Source organism: Halomonas sp. SS10-MC5 (assembly GCF_015992245.1).
In the GTDB taxonomy this organism is placed as follows: domain Bacteria; phylum Pseudomonadota; class Gammaproteobacteria; order Pseudomonadales; family Halomonadaceae; genus Halomonas; species Halomonas sulfidoxydans.
On the sequence record NZ_CP065435.1, the window covers coordinates 3,050,364 to 3,070,127 of the forward strand.

The following is a 19,764-nucleotide window of genomic DNA, read 5'->3' on the forward strand; positions in this document are numbered from 1 at the left end:
CTTCGTGCGCTGCTTGGCTAGCCCTCGTCTATCAGCCGTGCCAGCGCCCGAGCCAGGACGGAGGCCATGTGCACGGCATTGCTCTCGTGAACGATGGTGTCGGTGCTCCAGACCTCGCCTACTCCCGCCCGACGGATGACGCTCATGGCATCGCCGGCAAACAGCGCATGGGTCACCGCCACGTCGACGCTGTCCGCCCCGGCGGCCAGCACTTGCTCGGCGGCCTGGGCCAGCGTACGACCGGAGCTGGCCACATCGTCCAGCAGCACGACGCGCCGGCCGGCAATGGCCAGGTCCGGCAGCGCGATGTCGACGTCACGGTCGCCGTGCCGCGCCTTGGTACACACGCCATAGTCGAGCCCTGCCACCCTGGCCGCACTCTCCACCCACTGCAGCGATTCCGCATCGGGCCCCAGCAGCAGCGCATCGGGGCGCCGCTGGACGATCGCCGCCCCCAGCTGCGGGGCGCCGGAGAGCGCAAGGGCATGCGCCAAGGGTATCGCCTGCTCCAGGCGCTCGATGCGATGCAGGTGTGGGTCGACGGTCACTACGGCATCGAACGACTCGGCGAGGAAGCCGCCAACCAGACGCTGGCTGACGAGCTCTCCCGGGTGGAAGGCCATGTCCTGTCGCATGTAGGCCAGGTAGGGGGCCACCAGTACCAGACGCTTGACCCCCTGCGCACGCGCGTGGCGAGCCAGCAGCATCAGCTCGACCAGCTTGTCGTTGGGGCGGTCCAGGCTGCGATAGATGACCAGGCAGGCGGGCAGCTCGACGTCAGGCAGGCGCAGGCACAGCTCCTCGTCGGGGAAGCGATGGCGCCCGACCGCACGGGCCTCGATGCCCGCCGCCGCGGCCAGGCGCCCGGCAGGCAGGGATTCCTCTTCGAAATAGAGCAGGGCGGCGCGCATCAGAACTCCACGTTCAGGCGATTGATCTCGTCCGGCTGACCGATACTGTAGCCGCTGTGGTGCTCGCTGCACTGATGGGCGAAGCCTCGTTCGCTGCGAAAGGCGGCATATACCCGGTACAGCGGCTGGCCCCGTTCGACCCGATCGCCGATCTGAGCCAGCAGATCGACCCCGGCCCCCTTGGCCTTGGGCGCCCCGGCCAGGCGCGCGATGCGGGCCAGGCGCAGGTTGTCGATGGCGGTGACGACCCCCGCCTGCGGCGCCAGCACCTCGAAGCGATGCGGTGCCAGCTCGGGGGCGTCGAGGTCGAAGGGCTTCTCGCCCTGGGCACGAATGATCGCCTGCATCTTCTCCAGCGCCCGGCCGGAGTCGAGGATGTCCCGGGCGATGCCGAAGCCGTCACCACCGCGGATGTCGGGGTCGAACTCCAGCATTCGCCCCGCCAGGCGCAGCGATTTCTGGCGCAGGTCCATGGGAGCGTGGGGATGGTTGGTGAGGACTCGCATCACGTCGCGAGCCTCCAGCACGGGGCCGATGCCGCGTCCCACCGGTTGGCTGCCGTCGGTGATCACCACATCCAGCACCAGCCCCATGCGGCCGGCCACGAACTCGAACAGCTTGCGCAGCCGGCGGGCCTCCGGCATGGAGCGGACCTTGGCATGCGGCCCGACGGGAATGTCGAGCAGCAGGTGTGTCGAGCCGGCCGCCACCTTCTTCGACAGAATGGAGGCGACCATCTGTCCCGGCGAATCGATGGAGAGCGGTCGCTCCACCGCGATCAACACGTCGTCGGCCGGGGAAAGCTCGCTGGTGCCGCCCCAGGCCACACAGCCACGGTGAGTACGCACCAACTCACCCAGCTCGTCGAAGGGCACGTCCACCTTGGCCAGCACCTCCATGGTATCGGCGGTGCCCGACGGGGAGGTGATCGCGCGCGACGAGGTCTTGGGGCACAGCAGGCCGTGGGCCGCCACGATGGGCACCACCAGCATGGAGGTACGGTTGCCGGGAATGCCGCCGATGCAGTGCTTGTCGACTACCGGATGCTCGTGCCAGTCGAGTCGACGCCCCACCCGCCCCATGGCGTCGCTGAGGTAGAAGATCTCCTCGCGATCGAGTTCGCCCAGTTCGCAGGCCACCACGAAGGCCGTCAGCTCGATCTTCGAATAGCGCAGCTCGGCGATGTCCTGGACGATCTCGCGGAAATCCCGGCGCGTGAGACGCTCACCGGCGATCTTGCGACGCAGGGCCGGAATCGAAGCGGGCGGCTCTGCCTGCGATACGCTGACCGGGTGCCCTTCTTCCACGCCGAGCAGGGCAAAGGCGTCTTCGGAAAGCCCCAACTGGGTGTGGCCGACGATGGCAACGTCGTCGACCACATTCAGGGTCGCCAGGATGCGTCGGCCATTGGCACGCACCTCGACCTTCGACAGCGCCTGGAAACCCTCGGCACGATAGAGGTCGCACTCGCGATGCAGATAGGCGACGTTCTCGCGGTACGTATCGATGGCCACGCGACACAGCGCGAGCGGTATCCCCGCTTCATCGCTGGGCTTGGCCTTGTTCGAGGCGTGCGGTCGGGTCCTGTTCATGCGGCGAATCGTCTCCCTCGGGGCATGCGCTTCAGTCTGCCGCATTTCTTTCGCCCGGGGCAGCACCAAGGACACCCGACATGACCTAGGGCAAGCGTGTCGATATGCCGGACGCCCGTGTGCGTTCCCGACAAGGAGAGAGGACACACGAATGCCATCTTGCCGCTATGCTCCGAGAGACGAGAGTGAAATCGACAGGAGGCAGCATGAAGTTCGCCATCATGGGTAGCGGCGGTGTCGGCGGCTACTTCGGCGCACGCCTGGCCGAGGCCGGCGAAGACGTCACCTTCATCGCCCGCGGCGAGCACCTCGCCGCCATGTCGAGCCAGGGATTGCGTGTGAGCAGCATCAAGGGAGACGTCATGCTGCCCCGGGTCACGGCCACGGACGACCCCGCCACGCTGGGCGAGGTGGATTGCGTCATCGTGGCGGTCAAGGCATGGCAGGTGAGGGAGGCCGCCGAGTCGATTCGCCCCCTGGTCGGCCCTGACACCCTGGTGCTGCCGTTGGAGAACGGCGTCGAAGCTGCCGACATCCTGGCCGAGGTGTTGGGCGAAGCGCCGGTGCTCGAGGGGCTGTGCGGCATCCTGGCCTGGCGGGAAGCGCCGGGGCACATCCGCCACGCCGGCGTGGACCCGTTCATCCGCTTCGGTGAGCGTGACAATCACAGCAGTGCACGTACGGCACGCCTCAAGGCCGTCTTCGACAAGGTACACGGCGTCAGCGCCGAGATTCCCGACGACATACGCGTCGCCCAGTGGAGCAAGTTCCTGTTCATCTGCGCCATGAGCGGCATTGGCAGCATCACCAGGGCTCCCATCGGGGTCACGCGACAGCTACCCGAGACGCGTGCGCTGATCCAGGCCATGCTCGAGGAGATCGACCAGGTCGCCCGTGGCCATGGCGTCGCGTTTCCTGCCGATGCCGTCGCCCGCGCCATGCAGTTCATCGACGCCATGCCGGCCGAGAGCACCTCCTCCATGCAGCGCAACATCATGGCCGGAGAGCCCTCCGAGCTGGAGTCGCAGAATGGCGCCGTGGTGCGCCTGGGCCGCGCCGTTGGCGTGACGACACCGGTTCACGCCCTGGTCTATGCGGCCCTGCTGCCCCAGGAGCTGGCGGCCCGCGGCGAAACGCCCTCCTACGAGTGAATTCCTTGCGTCGGCAGACGGTGGCATGGTTCGGTTTGGAGTATTCTGATTGAACAGGCCGTGAAGCGCCGATCCGCTGGAGCACCGATTATGAACGACGCCTCCCACCATCCTCGGGGACAGCACTGGAATGCCGCCTCCTACGCCCACAACGCCGATTTCGTCGCCGAGCTGGGCAGTGCAGCGGCCAGGCTGCTGGACCCTCGCCCCGGCGAACGCATTCTCGACCTGGGCTGCGGCGACGGCACCCTGACCGAGGTGCTGGCGAAGTCCGGGGCCACCGTCGTGGGCGTGGACGCCGCCATCGACATGGTCGAAGCCGCCCGGGCACGGGGGCTCGACGCTCGCGTCCTGGACGCTCACAACCTGCCCTTCGAACACGAGTTCGATGCGGTGTTCAGCAACGCCGCCCTGCACTGGATGCTCAACCATGAAGCCGTCGTCGCCAGCATCCATCGCTCGCTGAAGCCGGGCGGGCGTTTCGTGGCCGAGTTCGGCGGTCACGGCAACGTGGCGGCGATCTGCACCGCCCTGCTGGCGGCGCTTCAGGCGCGTGGCATCAGCGGCAAGGCCCGCTTTCCGTGGTTCTTTCCCACTCCCGATGAGTATCGTGAATGCCTCGAAGCGGCCGGGTTCGCGGTCGAGTCCATCGAATCGATCCCACGCCCGACCCGCCTGCCTACGGGCATGACCGGCTGGCTCGCCACCTTTGCCAACCCCTTCGTGCATGGCCTGGACGAAGAGATACGCGAGGCGGTACTGGACGACGCCTTGGCGCTGCTGGCGCCAAGCCTGCGCGACAGCCACGGCAACTGGACGGCCGACTATGTGCGCTTGCGCGTGAAGGCGCATCGCTGAAGCGTCAAGCCCGAGCGGTCAGGTAGTGATACGCCCGGGCCAGCTGCGCCTGGCACGGCAAGCTGTCGCGCCCCGTCGCCCCGCGCTTCAGCCGACCGGCTCGAGCGGGTTCCAGTCCGTGCGATTGGCCAGGAACTCCGGACGCGGACGATTGCCGCAGAATGGGTTCAGCAACCCATTGTCGACGCTGTTGTAGACGAAAAAGAGATTGCTGCGCGGCCAGCAGGACATGTTGGTGTTGGAGCCGTGCATGGTGTTGCATTCGAACATCACCAGGGTGCCGGCCGGCCCCTTCGGCGCCTCGATATCCCCGTCGAGCATCAGCTGGCGCAGGCTGGCATTGTCGGGCACGCCCACGTACTGGCTCTTGAGCGACTCCTTGTAGTTGTCGGTCGGCGTGCGCCCCACGCAGGGGACGAAATACTTGTGCGACCCGGGGATCAGCATCAGCGGGCCGTTGAACTCGCCATTGTCGGTCAGCACGATCGAGCAGCTCAGCGAGCGCATGCGTGGCATACCGTCCTCGCTGTGCCAGGTCTCGAAGTCGGAATGCCAGTCGAAGCCCTTGCCCTTGAAGCCGGGCTTGTAGTTGATACGCGACTGGTGGATGTACACGCCCTTGCCGAGCAACTGCTCGACCATGGCCAGCAGCCGCGGATCGCGGGTCAAGCGGCTGAAGCGCTCGGAAATCTCGTGAATGCCGAAGATCGAGCGGATCTCCTCGCGGCCCGGCTCGAGAATGGTGCCTTCCGAGAGCTTGAGGTCCTCGTCCTCTTCGTAGTCACGCAGTTCCTGGATGAAGGCTTCCATCTCTTCTCGGTCGAAAAAACCCTCAAACGAAAGAAACCCCTTCTCCTCGTATTCGCGTATCTGCTCCTCGCTCAGCGGCCCGTCCCCGCGCTCGGCCCCTTCGGCGTAGACCACGGGGTCGATGCGCTCGAACATGCCGAGCTTGCGCTCCAGTCGCGTAGGGAACAGATCCTGCACGTCATTCTTCATCGCATGCTCCTCCTTGAATCCAAGCGAAACACCAATCCTCCGACTGGTAACAACTCAACTTAGCCCTGGAAACCTTTGCCTGCAAAGCGACTTTGTATCGGCCTATTGCGCCAAGAAAAGTAACCGTAATCATCGGGGTAACGACGACCGCCACGAGACCGGCTCACGCACCGGGCGACACGGAGGAGAACTCATCCTTGCTGTTCAACTGCCGGATCTCACGGCACAACCGGCGGCGCTGCCAGTGCGAGGAGAGCCGCTTGGTGTCCCAGGTTGCCGGTACCAGCCCGCAGTCCGGCTGCTGGTCGATGAACTCGAAGCACCGCTCGGCACCGACCGGCAGATCCTCCGAGCCGTAGATGCAGATGATGCGAATGGTGAGCGAGCGAAACACGACGTCGTTCAGCGGACGATACCCCGCCATCTCGAAGCCGCCATCGTGGGCCAGGCGCCGCGTCAGGGCACCGAAGCTGTCGATATGCACGAAGTGACCCGATCCCAGCGGCCCTTGGTGCGAGCCATCACGCACGATGGGAGACGAATCGGCAGCGAGTTTCGGATCGCTCTCCTGACGACTGTCGTCCCCGTCGCCATAGCTCTCGGTGCGATCGGTCACGTCGACGCGAACCACGCCATGCGAGGTTGCCAGTTCCGCCACGACGTGCTGGATGAAGACCGGCTCGGCGCTCATGTTGCTGATGATGCACAGGGCATCGATGTCCTTCTTGCGCCCCCGGTTGATCAGCAGGCGCGGCCGACGCTGGCGGCGAAAGCTGAAATAGAGCAGCTGGGCGTAGACGACCCAGACGATCAGGGTCCCGACATCCGTCAGCACGGAGACATTGTCCCCGTGCTGGCTGACCCAGTCGAACATGGCAATCCTCCCTGACTGCGACGAAAGCGACGCCAGCGATCAGCCGCGCCGGTAGGTGCCGATCAGCCGGTTCATGCCGAGCAGGTGCGGCTCGAGCTGCTTGAGCAGCTCCTCCAACCCAAGCCCCTCGGGCAGGTCGGTCGGCTTGTCGAGCGCCAGCACCCAGAAGTAATAGTGGTGCACGCCGTGCCCTTCCGGCGGCATCGGGCCACCGTAGCCGAGCTTGCCGAAATCGTTCTTGCCCCTCGTGCCGTCGCTGGTGCCTTCGGCCAGGGTCGTGGTGGAGCCTGGCAGGTTGTAGAGCAACCAATGCACGAAGCCATAGCTGCCATGCTGCACGAGGGGAGCATCGGGATCGTGGCAGATGATCGCATACCCCTTGGTGCCCTCGGGAGCATCGCGCCAGCTCAGCGCCGGCGAGGTATCGTCACCCTCACCGGTATGTCGGGTCGGAATCGCACCATGTGCCTGAAAGGCGGAACTCTCCAGTTGCATGTTCGAAAGTGCAAAGGCCATGAGCGGATTTCCTCCTGTGTGACAAAGCGGATAGGTGCCGAAACAGCGTCGGAAAAAGCCGTTAGACTGTCAAACATGAAACGTCTGCTGATCGTGGCCCATGCGCCCTCGCCCAATACCCGAACCCTGCGAGACGCCGCCGAACGCGGCGCCAGGCATCCCGATGTCGAAACCGTCGAGGTGGTGGTCAAGGCCCCTCTCGAGGCGGGCCCCGAGGACATACGCGCCAGCGATGCCATCCTGCTCGGCACCACCGAGAACCTGGGCTACATGAGCGGTGCACTGAAGGACTTCTTCGACCGCAGCTATTACGCGGTGCTGGAGGAGAAACAGGGCCTACCCTGCGCGCTCTACGTGCGCGCCGGCCACGACGGTACCGGCACGCGCCGTGCGGTGGAGAGTATCGTGACCGGGCTGCGCTGGCGCTGGGTGCAGGAGCCGCTGATCCTGCGCGGGGAGTGGCAGGCAGAGTTCGAGGAACAGATAGAGGAGCTGGGCCTCTATCTGGCGGCAGGACTCGAGGCCGGGGTGCTGTAGCATCTCACCAAAGCAAGGGAGCGGGCATGCCCGGATGAGCATGCCCATTGCTCACCGCCATGTGAAGGCGGGTCAGTGGCTGCACGAGCCGCAGCAGACTCCGGGTTCGCCATGCCTTTTCTTCCCGGCAGCCTCGGCGCTGGCAGGCTCGCCGGCGCTGGCGGCCGCTGCTTCCGGCGCTGGCGCTTCCGGCTCGAACGTGCTGACGGGTTGCTTGTCTTCTGCCTTGTCTCGCTTGAACAGATTCCTGAGCCCCATAGCAGAGCACTCCTCACTGTGGATTTAAAAGAAGCAAAACAAATGCATCTTATTGCCCAGCGATTCGGGCGTCAACGCCCAGACGAAACGGCCCCGCCTGAAAAAGGCGAGGCCGCTGGCCGTGCAGGTTCCTGCTGCTGCGCTCAGTTCAAGCGCTCGAACACCGTCGCCACGCCCTGCCCCATGCCGATACACATGGTGGCCAGCCCCAGGGTGGTGTCCTGCTGGCGCATCACGTTGAGCAGCGTGGTGCAGATGCGTGCGCCGGAGCAGCCCAGCGGGTGGCCCAGCGCAATGGCGCCGCCGTTGAGGTTGACCTTCTCGTCCAGGGCATCGAGGAAGCCGAGGTCCTTGAGCACCGGAATCGCCTGGGCGGCGAAGGCTTCGTTGAGCTCGACGGTCTGGATATCCTCGGACGACAGGCCGGCGGCCTTTAGCGCCTTCTTCGAGGCCGGCACCGGGCCGTAGCCCATGATCGAGGCGTCACAGCCCGCCACGCCGGTGGAGAGCACCCGGGCAATGGGCTCGAGCCCCAGCGCACGTGCGCGCTCATAGCTCATGATCGCCATGGCGGAAGCGCCGACCGAGAGCGCCGAAGACGTCCCGGCCGATACGGTGCCGCCGCGCGGATCGAACACCGGCTTGAGCTTGGCCATCTCCTCGAGGCTGGCGTCGATACGCACCACCTCGTCGTGCTTGAACAGCGTGCGGAAGCCGCGCTCGTCGTGCCCTTCGACCCCCACGATCTCGTTGTCGAAGTGGCCTTGCTGGTTCGCCGCGTAGGCACGCTGGTGCGAGCGCACGCCGAACTTGTCCTGCTCCTCGCGGGTGACGCCGTGCATCTTGCCCAGCAGCTCGGCGGTCAGGCCCATCATCATCGCCGCCTTGGCGGCGTACTTGCTGGCCGCCGGGTTGACGTCGACGCCATGGGTCATGGGGACATGCTCCATGTGCTCGACGCCGCCGATGACGTAGAAGTCGCCCATGCCGGCCTTGATATTGGCCGCGGCGATGTGCAGCGCGGTCATCGAAGAACCGCACAGGCGGTTGACCGTCTGGGCCGGTACCGTGCGAGGGATGCCGGTCATGATCGCCGCATTACGGGCGATGTTCATCGACTGCTCGAGGGTCTGGTTGACGCAGCCCCAGATCACGTCGTCGACCTCGGCCGGGTCGAGCGCCGTATTGCGCTCGAACAGCGCCTGCATCACCGCAGCGGAAAGATTCTCGGCACGCACGTGGCGAAAGGCGCCGTTCTTGGCCTTGGCCATGGCGGTGCGGACGCCGTCGACCACCACGATGTCTCTCGGGTTCAAGCTCATTTCAATACTCCTGTTCGTGGTGGTTCAGCCCTGGGCCTTGGGATAGAAGCGCTCGCCGGCCTCGGCCATCTGGCGCAGCTTGTCGGTGGGGGCGTAGAGTGCGCCCAGCTCCTCGGCCAGGCCGTCGGCCAGCTTGACGAACTCAGCCACGCCCATGGCGTCGATGTAGCGCAACGCGCCGCCGCGGAACGGCGGGAAACCGATGCCGTAGATCAGCGCCATGTCGGCTTCGGCCGGGGTCTCGACGATGCCGTCTTCCAGGCAGCGCACGGTCTCCAGGCACAGCGGCACCATCATGCGGGCGATGATGTCCTCATCGGAGAACGCCTTCTCCTGCTGGACGACCTGCTTGACCAGTTCGTAGGCCTTCTCGTCGCTGACCTTCTTCGGCTTGCCCTTCTTGTCTTCCTCGTAGGCATAGAAGCCCTTGGCGTTCTTCTGGCCCAGGCGCTCGTTCTCGAACATGACCTGGATCGCCGTCTTGCCGTCCCGCGCCATGCGCTCGGGGAAGCCTTCGGCCATCACCTCGTTGGCATGCACGGCGGTGTCCATGCCCACCACGTCGAGCAGGTAGGCCGGGCCCATGGGCCAACCGAACTTCTCCATCACCTTGTCGACGCGCTGGAAGTCGGCGCCCTGCTCGACCAGCAGGCTGAAGCCGCCGAAATAGGGGAACAGCACGCGGTTGACCAGGAAGCCGGGGCAGTCGTTGACCACGATCGGCGTCTTGCCCATGGCCCGGGCATAGGCCACGGTAGCCGCCACCGCGGCGTCGCCGGTCTTCTCGCCGCGAATGACTTCGACCAGCGGCATGCGGTGCACCGGATTGAAGAAGTGCATGCCGCAGAAGTTCTCGGGGCGCTTGAGGTTCTGGGCCAGGCGGGTGATCGAGATGGTCGAGGTGTTGGAAGTGAGGATGGTGTCCTCGCTGACCAGGCCTTCCACCTCGGTCAGCACCGCGTCCTTGACCTTGGGGTTCTCGACCACCGCCTCGACCACCAGGTCGACATGACCGAAATCGCCGTAGGAGAGTGTCGGGCGGATGTGGGTCAGCTTCTCGGCCATCTGCTCGGTGCTGAGCTTGCCGCGCTCCACCTGCTTGGCAAACAGCTTGCGCGACTCCTTGAGGCCCAGCTCGATGGCGTCCTCCTTGATGTCCTTCATCAGGATCGGCGTGCCCTTGGAGGCACTCTGGTAGGCGATGCCGCCACCCATGATGCCGGCCCCCAGCACCGCCGCCTGCTTGACCGCCTTGGCCTGCTTCTCGTACTTGCCGGCCTTCTTCTTGACCACCTGATCGTTGAGGAACAGCCCCACCAGGTTGTAGCAGACGTCGGTCAGCGCCAGCTTGGCGAAGGCCTTGGCCTCGATGGCCTGGGCGCGGGCGCGCTCCTCGCCGGCGCCCTTCTGGATCACCTTGATCGCCTCGACCGGCGCCGGGTAGTGCGGCCCCGCCTTGCCGGCCACGTAGCCCTTGGCGGTCTCGAAGGCCATCATCTGCTCGATGGCGTTGAGCTTGAGCGGCCCGGTCTTCTCGGCACGACGCGCCTGGTAGTCGAGCTCACCGGCGTTGGCTCGCGCGAGGATGTCCAGGGCCGCCGCCTCGAGCTGCTCGTTCGGCACCACGGCATCCACCGCGCCCACCTTGAGAGCGGCATCTGCACGGTTCTCGCCGCCGCCGGCGATCCACTCCACGGCGTTGTCCGAACCGATCAGGCGTGGCAAGCGTACGCAGCCCCCCCAGCCGGGCAGGATACCGAGCTTGGTTTCGGGCAGGCCGATCTTGGCCTTCTCGCTCATCACCCGGAAATCGGTGGTCAGCGTCACTTCGCAACCGCCACCCAGCGCCAGCCCGTTGATGGCGGTGACCGTGGGGAACGGCAGATCCTCGATGGCGTTGAAGATCTCGTGCACCTTGAGGTTCATCTCGACCAGGTACTCCTCGCCCTTCTCGAAGATGCCGTGGAATTCGGTGATGTCGGCCCCGACGATGAAGACTTCCTTGGCGCTGCCGATGACCAGTCCCTTGAGGCCGCTCTGGGCACGGATGGCGTGGACGGCCTCGTCCAGTTCGGCCACCACCGCGCTCGACAGCTTGTTGATGGACTCGTCCTTCAGATCGAAGGTGAGCATGGCGATGTCGTCGCCCCCGCTACTGGTACCGCGTGCCACCGTGATGGCGTTGCCTTGATAGATCATCCACGAATCTCCACACAGAGGTTGGCGTTGGAGGAGTGCCAGTTTCATACGGCCGTTTGATTCCGAAAGCTTGGTGCACTCCGGGCGGCGCGTCAAGCCCCAGAATCGCTTTGTGGAGAATGGGAGGCGAACTCCCGGGGAACCTATCCATTAGCGCGATAATCAAAATGCCAATGGCCGTTACTTGACGAGACAAGTTGCATTACACGCAAGGGGTCCGGACAATTCGGCAAATTCAACGTTTAAGCGGAGTCCCATGCACCAGAACATCGGCTTCCGACTGTCGCGCCTGCCACGCCTGTGGCGTGCCATCATCGACCGGCGCCTCGCTCCGCTGGGCCTGACACAGACGCGCTGGATCACGCTGTATCATCTCTGGCGGCTCGGCGATGGGCAGCCACAGTGCGACCTGGCCCGGGCGATCGGCGTCGAGGCGCCCTCCCTGGTCCGCACCCTCGATCAACTCTCGGAGCAGGGGCTGATCGAACGCTGTCCCTGCGAACAGGACCGGCGCACCAAGCGGGTTTTCCTGACCGCGGCGGCGGACCCGCTGCTCGAGCAGATCGACGAGGTGGTGACCCAGGCCCGGCGCGAGATGCTGGCAGGGCTCAGCGAGGCGGATATCCGTCAGCTCGACGCCCTGCTGGAGCATATCGAGAACAATGGCCTGGCAATCCAGGCCAGGGAGAGCGAAGGCTGAGCGCTGTCAGTCGCCCGACGCGCCTTCACCGAAGCCAGTCCCGACCCGGCGCTGATCGGCACGGCCGGCCAAGGCATCGCGCAACTGGCGGAAATCCTCGACGTAGGTGAGGAAGCGCTCCGCCGTCTGCGACTCCCACCACCACAGGGTGATCGAGGTCTCGCTGGACTCGACCACCAGTGCATCCTGCGGCAGGCGTGTCAAGAGCGCTTCGAGCGGTTCGCGCGCCGATGGCGGCAGGGGGCGGAGCGGCTCGATCCGCCAGCGCCAGTCGGCCACGCAGGGCTTGAGCAGATCGCTGGCTTCACTTGCCCGCACCAGCAGGAAGCGTGGCCCGGGGGCAACGGCCGGATAGCTCCAGCGATACCCCGGCATGGCGGTCTCGATACCGTGCAGAGGGGGCTTTTCCAACACCACCTTGACCCCTGCCTTGGCCGCCGCATTGCGCAGCGGCACGATGCGACGCTGCCGAGGGCTGGGCTTGAGCCACATCACCGGTGAGATCATCAGCAGCAGTGCCGCCAGAATGACTAGCCAGACCATCCCGTTTCTCCCGATTCTTGACGCAAGTCGTTGTCTTGATTCATCAGCCGTCCTAGAGTGAAGGCATATCGATCACAAGCCGTTACGCTGGAGCCCTGCCATGAGCAATGAATACCGCCACATCCTGGTCGCCGTCGATTTGACCAAGGACTCCCACAAGGTGCTTGAGCGCGCCCTGCAGATCGCCGAGCGCAACCAGGCCAAGCTGTCGATCATGCACACGCTGGAGCCGCTGGGCTTCGCCTATGGCGGCGACATCCCCATGGACCTCACCAGCATCCAGGATCAGTTGGATGAACATGCCAAGCAGCGCCTGGCCGAGATCGCCGACCCTCACGTGGCCAAGGAGAACCAGCACGTGCTGGTCGGCATGCCCGACACCGAGATCCATCGCTTTGCCGCCGAGAACGGCGTCGACCTGATCGTGGTCGGCTCCCATGGCCGGCACGGCTTCGCCCTGCTACTCGGCTCCACCTCCACCGGCGTACTGCACGGCGCCCAATGCGACGTACTCGCGGTGCGAGTGGGGAAGAAGGGCGAAACCGCCGAGTAGCGCTTACTCCCCCGCCGCCATGGACTCCAGTTCCATCCACCGCTCCATGGCGGCATCGAGTTCGGCCTGCTTGTCGCTCATGGCCTGCAATGTCTCGGACACGCTTCCCGCGTCCTGTTGGTAGAACGCCGGATCGCCAACCCGGGACTCGAACTCGGCCACCTCGGCTTCGAGCCTCTCGATCTCGGCCGGCAGGGCGTCGAGTTCCCGCTGCAGCTTGTAGGAGAGCTTGGCGGGCTTTTTCGCTGCCGGCGCTGAGGGCGCCGCACTGGCCGGCGCTTTCTCTACCGGCTTCGCCGTAGGCTCCACCTGCTGACGCGCCGCCCCCTCCCAGGGCGCCGGTGGCAGTTTCCCGCCCTGGCGCACCCAGTCGCTGTAGCCACCCACGTATTCACGCACCACGCCGTCGCCCTCGAAGGCCAGCACCCCGGTCACCACGTTGTCCATGAAGGCACGGTCGTGGGAGACCAGCAGCAAGGTGCCGTCGAAGTCGAGCAGCAACTCCTCGAGCAGCTCCAGGGTCTCGACGTCGAGGTCGTTGGTCGGTTCGTCGAGCACCAGCACGTTGGCCGGCTGGGTGAACAGCTTGGCCAGCAGCAGACGGTTGGACTCGCCGCCGGAGAGCGCCTTGACCGGCTGGCGCGCCCGTTCCGGGGTGAACAGGAAATCCTGCAGGTAGCTGATGACGTGCTTGTCCTTGCCGCCCACGTTGACCCTGTCGCTGCCCTGGGCGACGTTGTCGTAGACGCTCTTCTCCGGCTCCAGCCCCGCGCGCAGCTGGTCGAAGTAGGCCACCTTGAGGTTGGTACCCAGCCGCACCTTGCCCTCGCTGGGCTCGAGTTCGCCGAGCAGGATCTTGAGCAGCGTGGTCTTGCCGGCACCGTTGCGTCCGATCAGGCCGATGCGGTCGCCGCGCTGAATCTCGAGCGACAGGTCGCGAACGATCGTCTCGTCGCCGAAACGGTGGGTCACGCCGACGAGCTCGACCACCCGCTTGCCGCTGCGTTCGCCGCTGTCGATGCCGAAGCTGGCACGGCCCTGGACCTCGCGCCGCTGGCTGCGCTCGCGCCGCAGTTGCTCGAGCGCGCGCACCCGGCCCTCGTTACGGGTTCGCCGCGCCTTGATGCCCTGCCGGATCCAGGCTTCCTCCTGGGCCAGCTTCCTGTCGAATTCGGCGTGCTCCCGCGCCTCCACCTCGAGCTCGTGGGCCTTCTGCTGCTGATACTTGGCGTAATCCCCGGGATAGCGCCCCAGCCGGCCGCGATCGAGTTCGAGGATGGTCGTCGCCAGCTTCGACAGGAAGGCCCGGTCGTGGGTGATGAACAGCACCGCGCCGTTGAAATCGAGCAGCTGCTCCTCGAGCCAGGCGATGGTGTCGAGATCGAGGTGGTTGGTAGGTTCGTCGAGCAGCAGCAGGTCGGGCTCGGCCACCAGCGCCCGGGCCAGCGCCACGCGCCGGCGCCAGCCCCCCGAGAGCGAGCTCATCGAATCGTCGGCCGGCAGTCCCAGGCGCGTCAGCACCACGTCGATGCGCTGATGGAAGGACCAGCCGTCGATGGCTTCGAGCCGGCTCTGCAGGGTCGCCATGCGCTTCATGTCGGGCTCGGCCGCCTGCACCAGGCGGTGGTACTCGGCCAGCAGCTCGCCCGCCTGGGGCAGCCCCTGGGCCACCACGTCGAAAATGGTCTGGCCGGAAGCGGCCGGCAGGTCCTGCTCCAGCACGCCGATCTTCAGTCCCGGCGCGCGCCAGATGCTGCCGTCGTCGGGCAGGATCTCCCCCGCCACCAGCTTGAGCAGAGTCGACTTGCCGGTACCGTTGCGCCCGACCAGCGCCAGACGTTCGCCCTTCTCCAGCACCAGGTCGGCGCCGTCGAGCAGCACATGGGTACCATAGGCCAGTTGCAGGCCTTCCAGACGTAGCAGGGTCACGCGCTCACCTCATCGTTCATCAAGGCGGCTAGTGTAACGCATGGCTGGCCCGCCGTGGCTTTGGTTACAATGCGCGAAAGCTGCAAAGGAGCGCTCCCCATTGGCTGATACCGACGCCGCCTTCAACGACGTTCTGCCCGAGGCACTGCGCTTTCGTTCGCCCGCCCCGCTGGTGGACATCGGCGCCAACCTGACCCACGACAGCTTCGGCCGCGATCTCGAGGCGGTAGTGAGGCGGGCGCGGGCGGCCAACGTGACGACCCTGATCGTGACCGGCACCGATCGCACCCATGCCGAGCAGGCCGTGGCGCTGGCCCAGCGCTATTCCGGGTTGTTCGCCACGGCCGGCGTACACCCCCACGATGCCAGTCGCTGGGACGCCTCCCTGGCCGCCGCCATGCGGGAGCTGCACCAACGCCCCGAGGTGCTGGCCGTGGGCGAGTGCGGCCTCGATTTCAACCGCAACTTCTCCACGCCGGCCGAGCAGGAGCGCGCCTTCGAGGCCCAGTTGGGGCTTGCCGCGGAGAGCGGCAAGCCACTGTTCCTCCACGAGCGCGACGCCGGCCCACGCCTGCGCGAGATGCTCAAGGCCTGGCGCGACGACCTCGCCGATGCGGTGGTGCACTGTTTCACCGCCGATCGCGATACCCTCTACGGCTACCTCGACCTGGATCTACACATCGGCCTGACGGGGTGGATCTGCGACGAGCGACGCGGTCATCATCTGCGCGAGCTGGTGCGCGAGATCCCGTCCGACCGACTGATGGTGGAAACCGACTGCCCCTATCTGCTGCCGCGCGATTTACCTGCCAGACTCAAGGGCAGGCGCAACGAGCCTGCACTGCTACCCTGGATCGTACGCGAGATCGCTCACTGGCGAGGCAGCGATGAAGCGGAGCTGGCCCGTGCCACCACGAAGACCGCCCAACGCTTCTTCCGCCTGAACGAGGCAGGCGAAGCCCAGGAGACAGGCCGTGCCCAACAGGAGTCGTGATATGGCCGAAATACCCGGATTCATCGCCGTGGAGACCGGCGACGACAGCGATCTGCCCCTGGCCATTGCCTGGGCACTGCCCGACGGGCGTATCAAGCACACCCTGATACAGCCCGACGAGGACTGGCTCGACGATGAGTTCAACGAGCTCAACGGGTATAGCCTGGAGGAGTTGCACAGCTTCGGCGCGAGCCCCCTGGACGTGATCCGGGAGCTGGAGAGCGACCACTTCAGCGCCACCCTGTTCACCGCCGGCATCAGCGGCGATGAAGCCGCCCTGGCGCGCCTGTTCGACACCTACGGCATCGACCCCTTCGTCGAGCTGGCTCCCGCCGACAGTCTCTATCCCGAGCTGTCCGCCGGCGAATGGAGCCGAGCGCGCAACGAGCTGTTCGGTGAAATGGGGCTCGAGCCGCTACGCCCCGATCACGAGGTCGAGGTGATGCTGCATCTTCACCAGCGTCTAGCCGAGGGCTGATGCTTCCTCGGCCGTCAGCAATCGGTCACGCTGCTCGACAATGCCCATGCACAACAGGCGTGGCTCCTGCTGCTGGCCGGTCTGAAAGGCAGCCTTGTCGCTCCAACCCTGCCAGCCGAGCTGGATCAGCGCCTGGGCCGTGGCGCCACCCAGCGTCGCCCCGGGGCCGGGTATGACGATGCGGTCGGGGGCGAACTCACGCACGCCGACCTTGACGGCCGTGGTGAAGTCGTAGGGGGCGATCAGCTGCTCGCCCAGGGTGTAATCCCAGAGCGCCTGCGGGTCAGTACTCCACGGCGTCCAGATATGGCCGCGGCCGTCGATCATCGGCACTTCGGGAGCACGGAACGGCCCGGCACCAAGCCGCCGACGCGCCTCGCGTTTCACTCCCTCCTGAAGGGGCGTATGGAAGGCGGCGTGCTGATGCAGCCGCAGCGGGAAGCGCTCGCGCGCCGGCAGCCGCTCGGTCAGGCGCGCAAGCCCCGTCTCGTTGCCGCCGAACACCAACATGCCCCCAAGCTCGATCGAGAGATAGAGTTCGGCCCCCGAGCTACCGTGAATACGCCCGATCAGCTCCAGTAGTTCCTGACGCAGCGCCCAGTCCGGCCGCCATGTTTCATCGACCCAAGGATAGATGACCTGGCCGCCGGCCAGGCTCTCCTGCATCAGCCATCCCATGGTGCCGATCAGGTGCATCGTCTCATCGGGCCCCAGGGCGCCGGCCGCCGCAAGGGCAATGTACCAGCCCATGGAGTTGCCGGTGACCGCCACGATCTCGTAGCGCTCACGATCGATCGCCAGCAGGTCGGCCCAGGCGCAGGCATAGATCAGCGGCGAGGCGTGCTCGCCCCGCCCGTGCAGGCTCTGGCGGAAAGGTGTCTCGCCGTCCAACTCGGAGAGCGTCGGCAGATCGGCCTCACGGCGCATGGCATCGAAGCGCCCCAGCCACTCGCTGCCGCCCGCCAGTCGGTTGAGGGTGCCCCACTCCGCGGCATTGTAGGTGCCGCGGCCGGGACAGACGACCAATATGCGCTCGCGGATCGGTTCGCCGTTCATTTTGCTGTCGCTGCGGTTCATGCTTCACCACTCCCTGCCGTGACCTTACCCACCGCCTTCGCGGCCACTTCACCGTGCAGCCCAGGCGCCACGAGGCAACGTCCCTGCGCCACGATCGCTTCCACCGAGGGCAACGTGACCGTGGCTGCCCGCCCCAGGGGAATGAAGCTGTCCTCGGCGGTGAGCCGGTGCAGCCTGTCGCTCGCCATACCGCGCTCCACCAGGCCCGCGATCAGCTCCTCGCTGGGCGAACCGCTGCGCCGACACTCATCGACGACCAGTATCTGGGCGCAGTCGGCGACCCGACGATGCACGGCGTCATGATCGATGGCGGTCAGCCAGCGCAGATCGACGATGCGCAGCGCCACGCCGTCGGCTTCCAACCTGGCGGCAGCCTGGCGCGACAGATAGACACCGTTGCCGTAGGTGACGATGGCAAGCTCACGGCCCTCGCCCCAGACACCAAGCTCGCCCACAGCCAATCGATGCTCGGGCCCGGGATCGGCAAAACACCACCGCTGGTCTCCCTCCTCGAGCAGGTCGCGGGTGTGGTAGAGCGCGATCGGTTCGATCATGACCACCACGCGCTGCTCCTCGTCGGCCAGGCGCACGGCCTCCTGCAGCAAGCCCACGGCGTCGGCGGCGTTCGATGGGCAGGCCACCAGCAGTCCCGGGATGTCGCGTAGCACGGCGATGGCGTTGTCGTTGTGGAAATGCCCGCCGAAGCCCTTCTGGTAGCCGAGCCCGGCGATACGTACCACCATGGGGTTGGTGTACTGGCCGTTGGAGAAGAAGCTGAGCGTGGCCGCCTCGCCACGCAGCTGATCCTCGGCGTTGTGCAGATAGGCCAGGAACTGGATCTCGAGGATCGGCACCAGGCCGTTCTGACCCAGGCCGATGCCGAGCCCGAGGATGCTCTGCTCGTCAAGCAGGGTGTCGATCACCCGATGCGGCCCGAACTGCGCCTGCAGGCGCTGGGTCACGCCGTAGACGCCGCCCTTGCGACCGATATCCTCACCCGCCATCACCAGGTGCGGATAGCGGGTCATCGAGCGCTGCAGCGCCTGGTTGAGCAACTTGGCCATGGGTGCCGGGGTCGCGTCCACCTCGCCCTGCCAGGGTCGCGCACGCCCCGGCCTTGACGGCGGCACGATGCTTGCCATGACCTCGCTGGCCCCCTCCAGCTTGGGCCGGCGAATCGCCTCCTCGGCGACATGCGCGACCCGCTCGGCCACCGAGCGGTAGAGCGCTTCGATGGCAGCGGTATCGAGCACCCCATGGCGCTGGAGCAGACCGGCCGTGACCAGCAGCGGATCGCGCGCCTCATCGGCCTTGATGCGGGCAGGCGTCATATAGGCCTGCTGGGCATCGGAGCCGGCATGACCGTAGAGCCGCACGCAGCGCATGTGCAGGAAGACCGGCTGCTTGCGGCAGCGCGCGATGCGCTCGGCTTCTCTGGCCGCCCGCCAGGTATCGAGCAGGTCGAGACCGTCGCAGGCGAGGTAGTGGAAGCCGGGGCGCGAACGCATGCTGGCTTCGATCCAGCCATCCGGCGTGGGCGTGGAAATGCCGATGCCGTTGTCCTCGCACACCATCACCAAGGGCATCGGCGCCCCCTGGTAGGCGGCCCAGCCGGCAGCGTTGAGCGCCCCCTGGGCGGTGGAGTGATTGAACGAAGCGTCGCCGAAACTGCAGATCGCCACGCTGTCGGCGGGCCACTCGCCAGCGCCGCCCAGCCGCCGCCACAATCCAAAGCTGTAGGCGGCTCCCACGGCCTTGGGCAGGTGCGAGGCGATGGTGCTGGTCTGTGGCGGGATGTGCAGCGCCTTCGAGCCCAGCACCTTGTGCCGGCCGCCGGAGATCGGATCCTCCGCCGAGGCGGCAAAGCTCAGCAGCAGGTCCCACAGCGGCGTCTGCCCCGGCACCGCCCGGCTGCGCTGGATCAGAAAGGCCGCATCGCGATAGTGCAGGAAGGCGGGGTCGGTAGCACGAAAGGCACGCGCAATGGCGGCGTTGCCTTCGTGGCCCGCGCTGCCAATGGTGTAGAAGGCCTCGCCCCGAGCCTGCAGGCGTCGGGCGTGCAGGTCCAGGTGACGGCTCATCAGTTGGGTTTCGAACAGCTCGGCCAGACCGGAAGAAGTGAGCCCGACCTCGTCGAGCTGCCACTCCCGTTGTGGCGCTGGCCAGTCGCCGCTGCGTAGCGCAGCGTAGAATCGCTGCTCCTGTGGAAGAGGTTCGAGCACGGTGCAGACTCCGGGGCTGCCAAGGTAATGGTTACAGCCTAGCGTGCCCGA

19 protein-coding genes are annotated in these 19,764 nt (G+C 66.2%); 7 read left to right on the top strand and 12 right to left on the bottom strand.

Features of this window, described 5'->3' with window-relative positions; all coding sequences use genetic code 11:
- Positions 1-17 precede the first annotated feature (17 nt).
- The gene (locus tag I4484_RS14245; RefSeq protein WP_197447917.1) at positions 18-911 is read right to left on the bottom strand and encodes a ribose-phosphate diphosphokinase; all 894 of its coding nucleotides are present in this window, start codon (positions 909-911) and stop codon (positions 18-20) included.
- Entirely contained in the window at positions 911-2,503 is a 1,593-nt protein-coding gene (locus I4484_RS14250) for a thymidine phosphorylase family protein (RefSeq protein WP_234283451.1), read from the bottom strand. The genes I4484_RS14245 and I4484_RS14250 overlap by 1 nt, the downstream gene beginning before the upstream one ends.
- A gap of 206 nt (positions 2,504-2,709) precedes the next feature.
- On the opposite strand from I4484_RS14250, the gene I4484_RS14255 reads away from it, so the two are divergent.
- Both I4484_RS14255 and I4484_RS14260 read left to right on the top strand, forming a co-directional pair.
- Positions 2,710-3,654, top strand: a complete 945-nt coding sequence (locus I4484_RS14255) for a 2-dehydropantoate 2-reductase (RefSeq protein ID WP_197447918.1) — start codon at positions 2,710-2,712, stop codon at positions 3,652-3,654.
- 90 nt (positions 3,655-3,744) lie between these two features.
- On the top strand, positions 3,745-4,512 hold the full coding sequence (locus I4484_RS14260) for a class I SAM-dependent methyltransferase (protein ID WP_197447919.1): 768 nt from the start codon (positions 3,745-3,747) through the stop codon (positions 4,510-4,512).
- A gap of 87 nt (positions 4,513-4,599) precedes the next feature.
- Here the strand turns inward: I4484_RS14260 and thpD are convergent, their stop codons facing one another.
- The 3 genes from thpD to I4484_RS14275 form a co-directional block, all read right to left on the bottom strand.
- Complete coding sequence (gene thpD / locus I4484_RS14265; RefSeq protein ID WP_267956279.1) at positions 4,600-5,511, bottom strand: ectoine hydroxylase; 912 nt, start codon at positions 5,509-5,511, stop codon at positions 4,600-4,602.
- Between the two features lie 163 nt (positions 5,512-5,674).
- Complete coding sequence (locus I4484_RS14270) at positions 5,675-6,385, bottom strand: hypothetical protein (protein WP_197447920.1); 711 nt, start codon at positions 6,383-6,385, stop codon at positions 5,675-5,677.
- A 39-nt stretch (positions 6,386-6,424) separates the two neighbouring features.
- Positions 6,425-6,901 (bottom strand): YbhB/YbcL family Raf kinase inhibitor-like protein, encoded by a 477-nt coding sequence (locus tag I4484_RS14275; protein ID WP_197447921.1) that lies wholly within the window; start codon positions 6,899-6,901, stop codon positions 6,425-6,427.
- A 75-nt stretch (positions 6,902-6,976) separates the two neighbouring features.
- Here I4484_RS14275 and I4484_RS14280 point away from each other — a divergent pair, with 75 nt between their 5' ends.
- The gene (locus I4484_RS14280; RefSeq protein WP_197447922.1) at positions 6,977-7,438 is read left to right on the top strand and encodes a flavodoxin family protein; all 462 of its coding nucleotides are present in this window, start codon (positions 6,977-6,979) and stop codon (positions 7,436-7,438) included.
- Between the two features lie 72 nt (positions 7,439-7,510).
- Here the strand turns inward: I4484_RS14280 and I4484_RS21065 are convergent, their stop codons facing one another.
- The 3 genes from I4484_RS21065 to fadB all read right to left on the bottom strand — a co-directional run bounded on the left by I4484_RS21065 (position 7,511) and on the right by fadB (position 11,217).
- On the bottom strand, positions 7,511-7,696 hold the full coding sequence (locus tag I4484_RS21065; RefSeq protein ID WP_197447923.1) for a CCGSCS motif protein: 186 nt from the start codon (positions 7,694-7,696) through the stop codon (positions 7,511-7,513).
- A gap of 143 nt (positions 7,697-7,839) precedes the next feature.
- Entirely contained in the window at positions 7,840-9,018 is a 1,179-nt protein-coding gene (fadA, locus tag I4484_RS14290; RefSeq protein WP_197447924.1) for an acetyl-CoA C-acyltransferase FadA, read from the bottom strand.
- Between the two features lie 24 nt (positions 9,019-9,042).
- Complete coding sequence (fadB, locus tag I4484_RS14295) at positions 9,043-11,217, bottom strand: fatty acid oxidation complex subunit alpha FadB (protein ID WP_197447925.1); 2,175 nt, start codon at positions 11,215-11,217, stop codon at positions 9,043-9,045.
- A 256-nt stretch (positions 11,218-11,473) separates the two neighbouring features.
- Here fadB and slyA point away from each other — a divergent pair, with 256 nt between their 5' ends.
- Positions 11,474-11,917, top strand: coding sequence for a transcriptional regulator SlyA (gene slyA / locus I4484_RS14300; RefSeq protein WP_197447926.1), 444 nt, complete (start codon positions 11,474-11,476; stop codon positions 11,915-11,917).
- Between the two features lie 6 nt (positions 11,918-11,923).
- Here the strand turns inward: slyA and I4484_RS14305 are convergent, their stop codons facing one another.
- On the bottom strand, positions 11,924-12,460 hold the full coding sequence (locus I4484_RS14305; protein ID WP_197447927.1) for a preprotein translocase subunit YajC: 537 nt from the start codon (positions 12,458-12,460) through the stop codon (positions 11,924-11,926).
- A gap of 100 nt (positions 12,461-12,560) precedes the next feature.
- Here I4484_RS14305 and I4484_RS14310 point away from each other — a divergent pair, with 100 nt between their 5' ends.
- Positions 12,561-13,013: a universal stress protein gene (locus I4484_RS14310; RefSeq protein WP_197447928.1), complete on the top strand. Its 453-nt coding sequence runs from the start codon at positions 12,561-12,563 to the stop codon at positions 13,011-13,013.
- Positions 13,014-13,016: 3 nt separating this feature from the next.
- Here I4484_RS14310 and I4484_RS14315 read toward each other — a convergent pair whose 3' ends face one another.
- Positions 13,017-14,942: an ATP-binding cassette domain-containing protein gene (locus I4484_RS14315; RefSeq protein ID WP_197447929.1), complete on the bottom strand. Its 1,926-nt coding sequence runs from the start codon at positions 14,940-14,942 to the stop codon at positions 13,017-13,019.
- A gap of 100 nt (positions 14,943-15,042) precedes the next feature.
- Here I4484_RS14315 and I4484_RS14320 point away from each other — a divergent pair, with 100 nt between their 5' ends.
- Together I4484_RS14320 and I4484_RS14325 are read left to right on the top strand one after the other, a co-directional pair.
- The gene (locus I4484_RS14320; protein WP_234283450.1) at positions 15,043-15,936 is read left to right on the top strand and encodes a TatD family hydrolase; all 894 of its coding nucleotides are present in this window, start codon (positions 15,043-15,045) and stop codon (positions 15,934-15,936) included.
- 1 nt (position 15,937) lies between these two features.
- Positions 15,938-16,414, top strand: coding sequence for a hypothetical protein (locus I4484_RS14325; protein ID WP_197447931.1), 477 nt, complete (start codon positions 15,938-15,940; stop codon positions 16,412-16,414).
- On the opposite strand, the gene I4484_RS14330 is transcribed toward I4484_RS14325, so the two are convergent.
- The gene (locus I4484_RS14330; RefSeq protein ID WP_197447932.1) at positions 16,400-17,491 is read right to left on the bottom strand and encodes an ACP S-malonyltransferase; all 1,092 of its coding nucleotides are present in this window, start codon (positions 17,489-17,491) and stop codon (positions 16,400-16,402) included. The two genes, I4484_RS14325 and I4484_RS14330, sit on opposite strands and share 15 nt — an antisense overlap.
- The gene (locus I4484_RS14335; RefSeq protein ID WP_234283449.1) at positions 17,488-19,713 is read right to left on the bottom strand and encodes an alpha-ketoacid dehydrogenase subunit alpha/beta; all 2,226 of its coding nucleotides are present in this window, start codon (positions 19,711-19,713) and stop codon (positions 17,488-17,490) included. The genes I4484_RS14330 and I4484_RS14335 overlap by 4 nt, the downstream gene beginning before the upstream one ends.
- Positions 19,714-19,764: the final 51 nt, after the last annotated feature.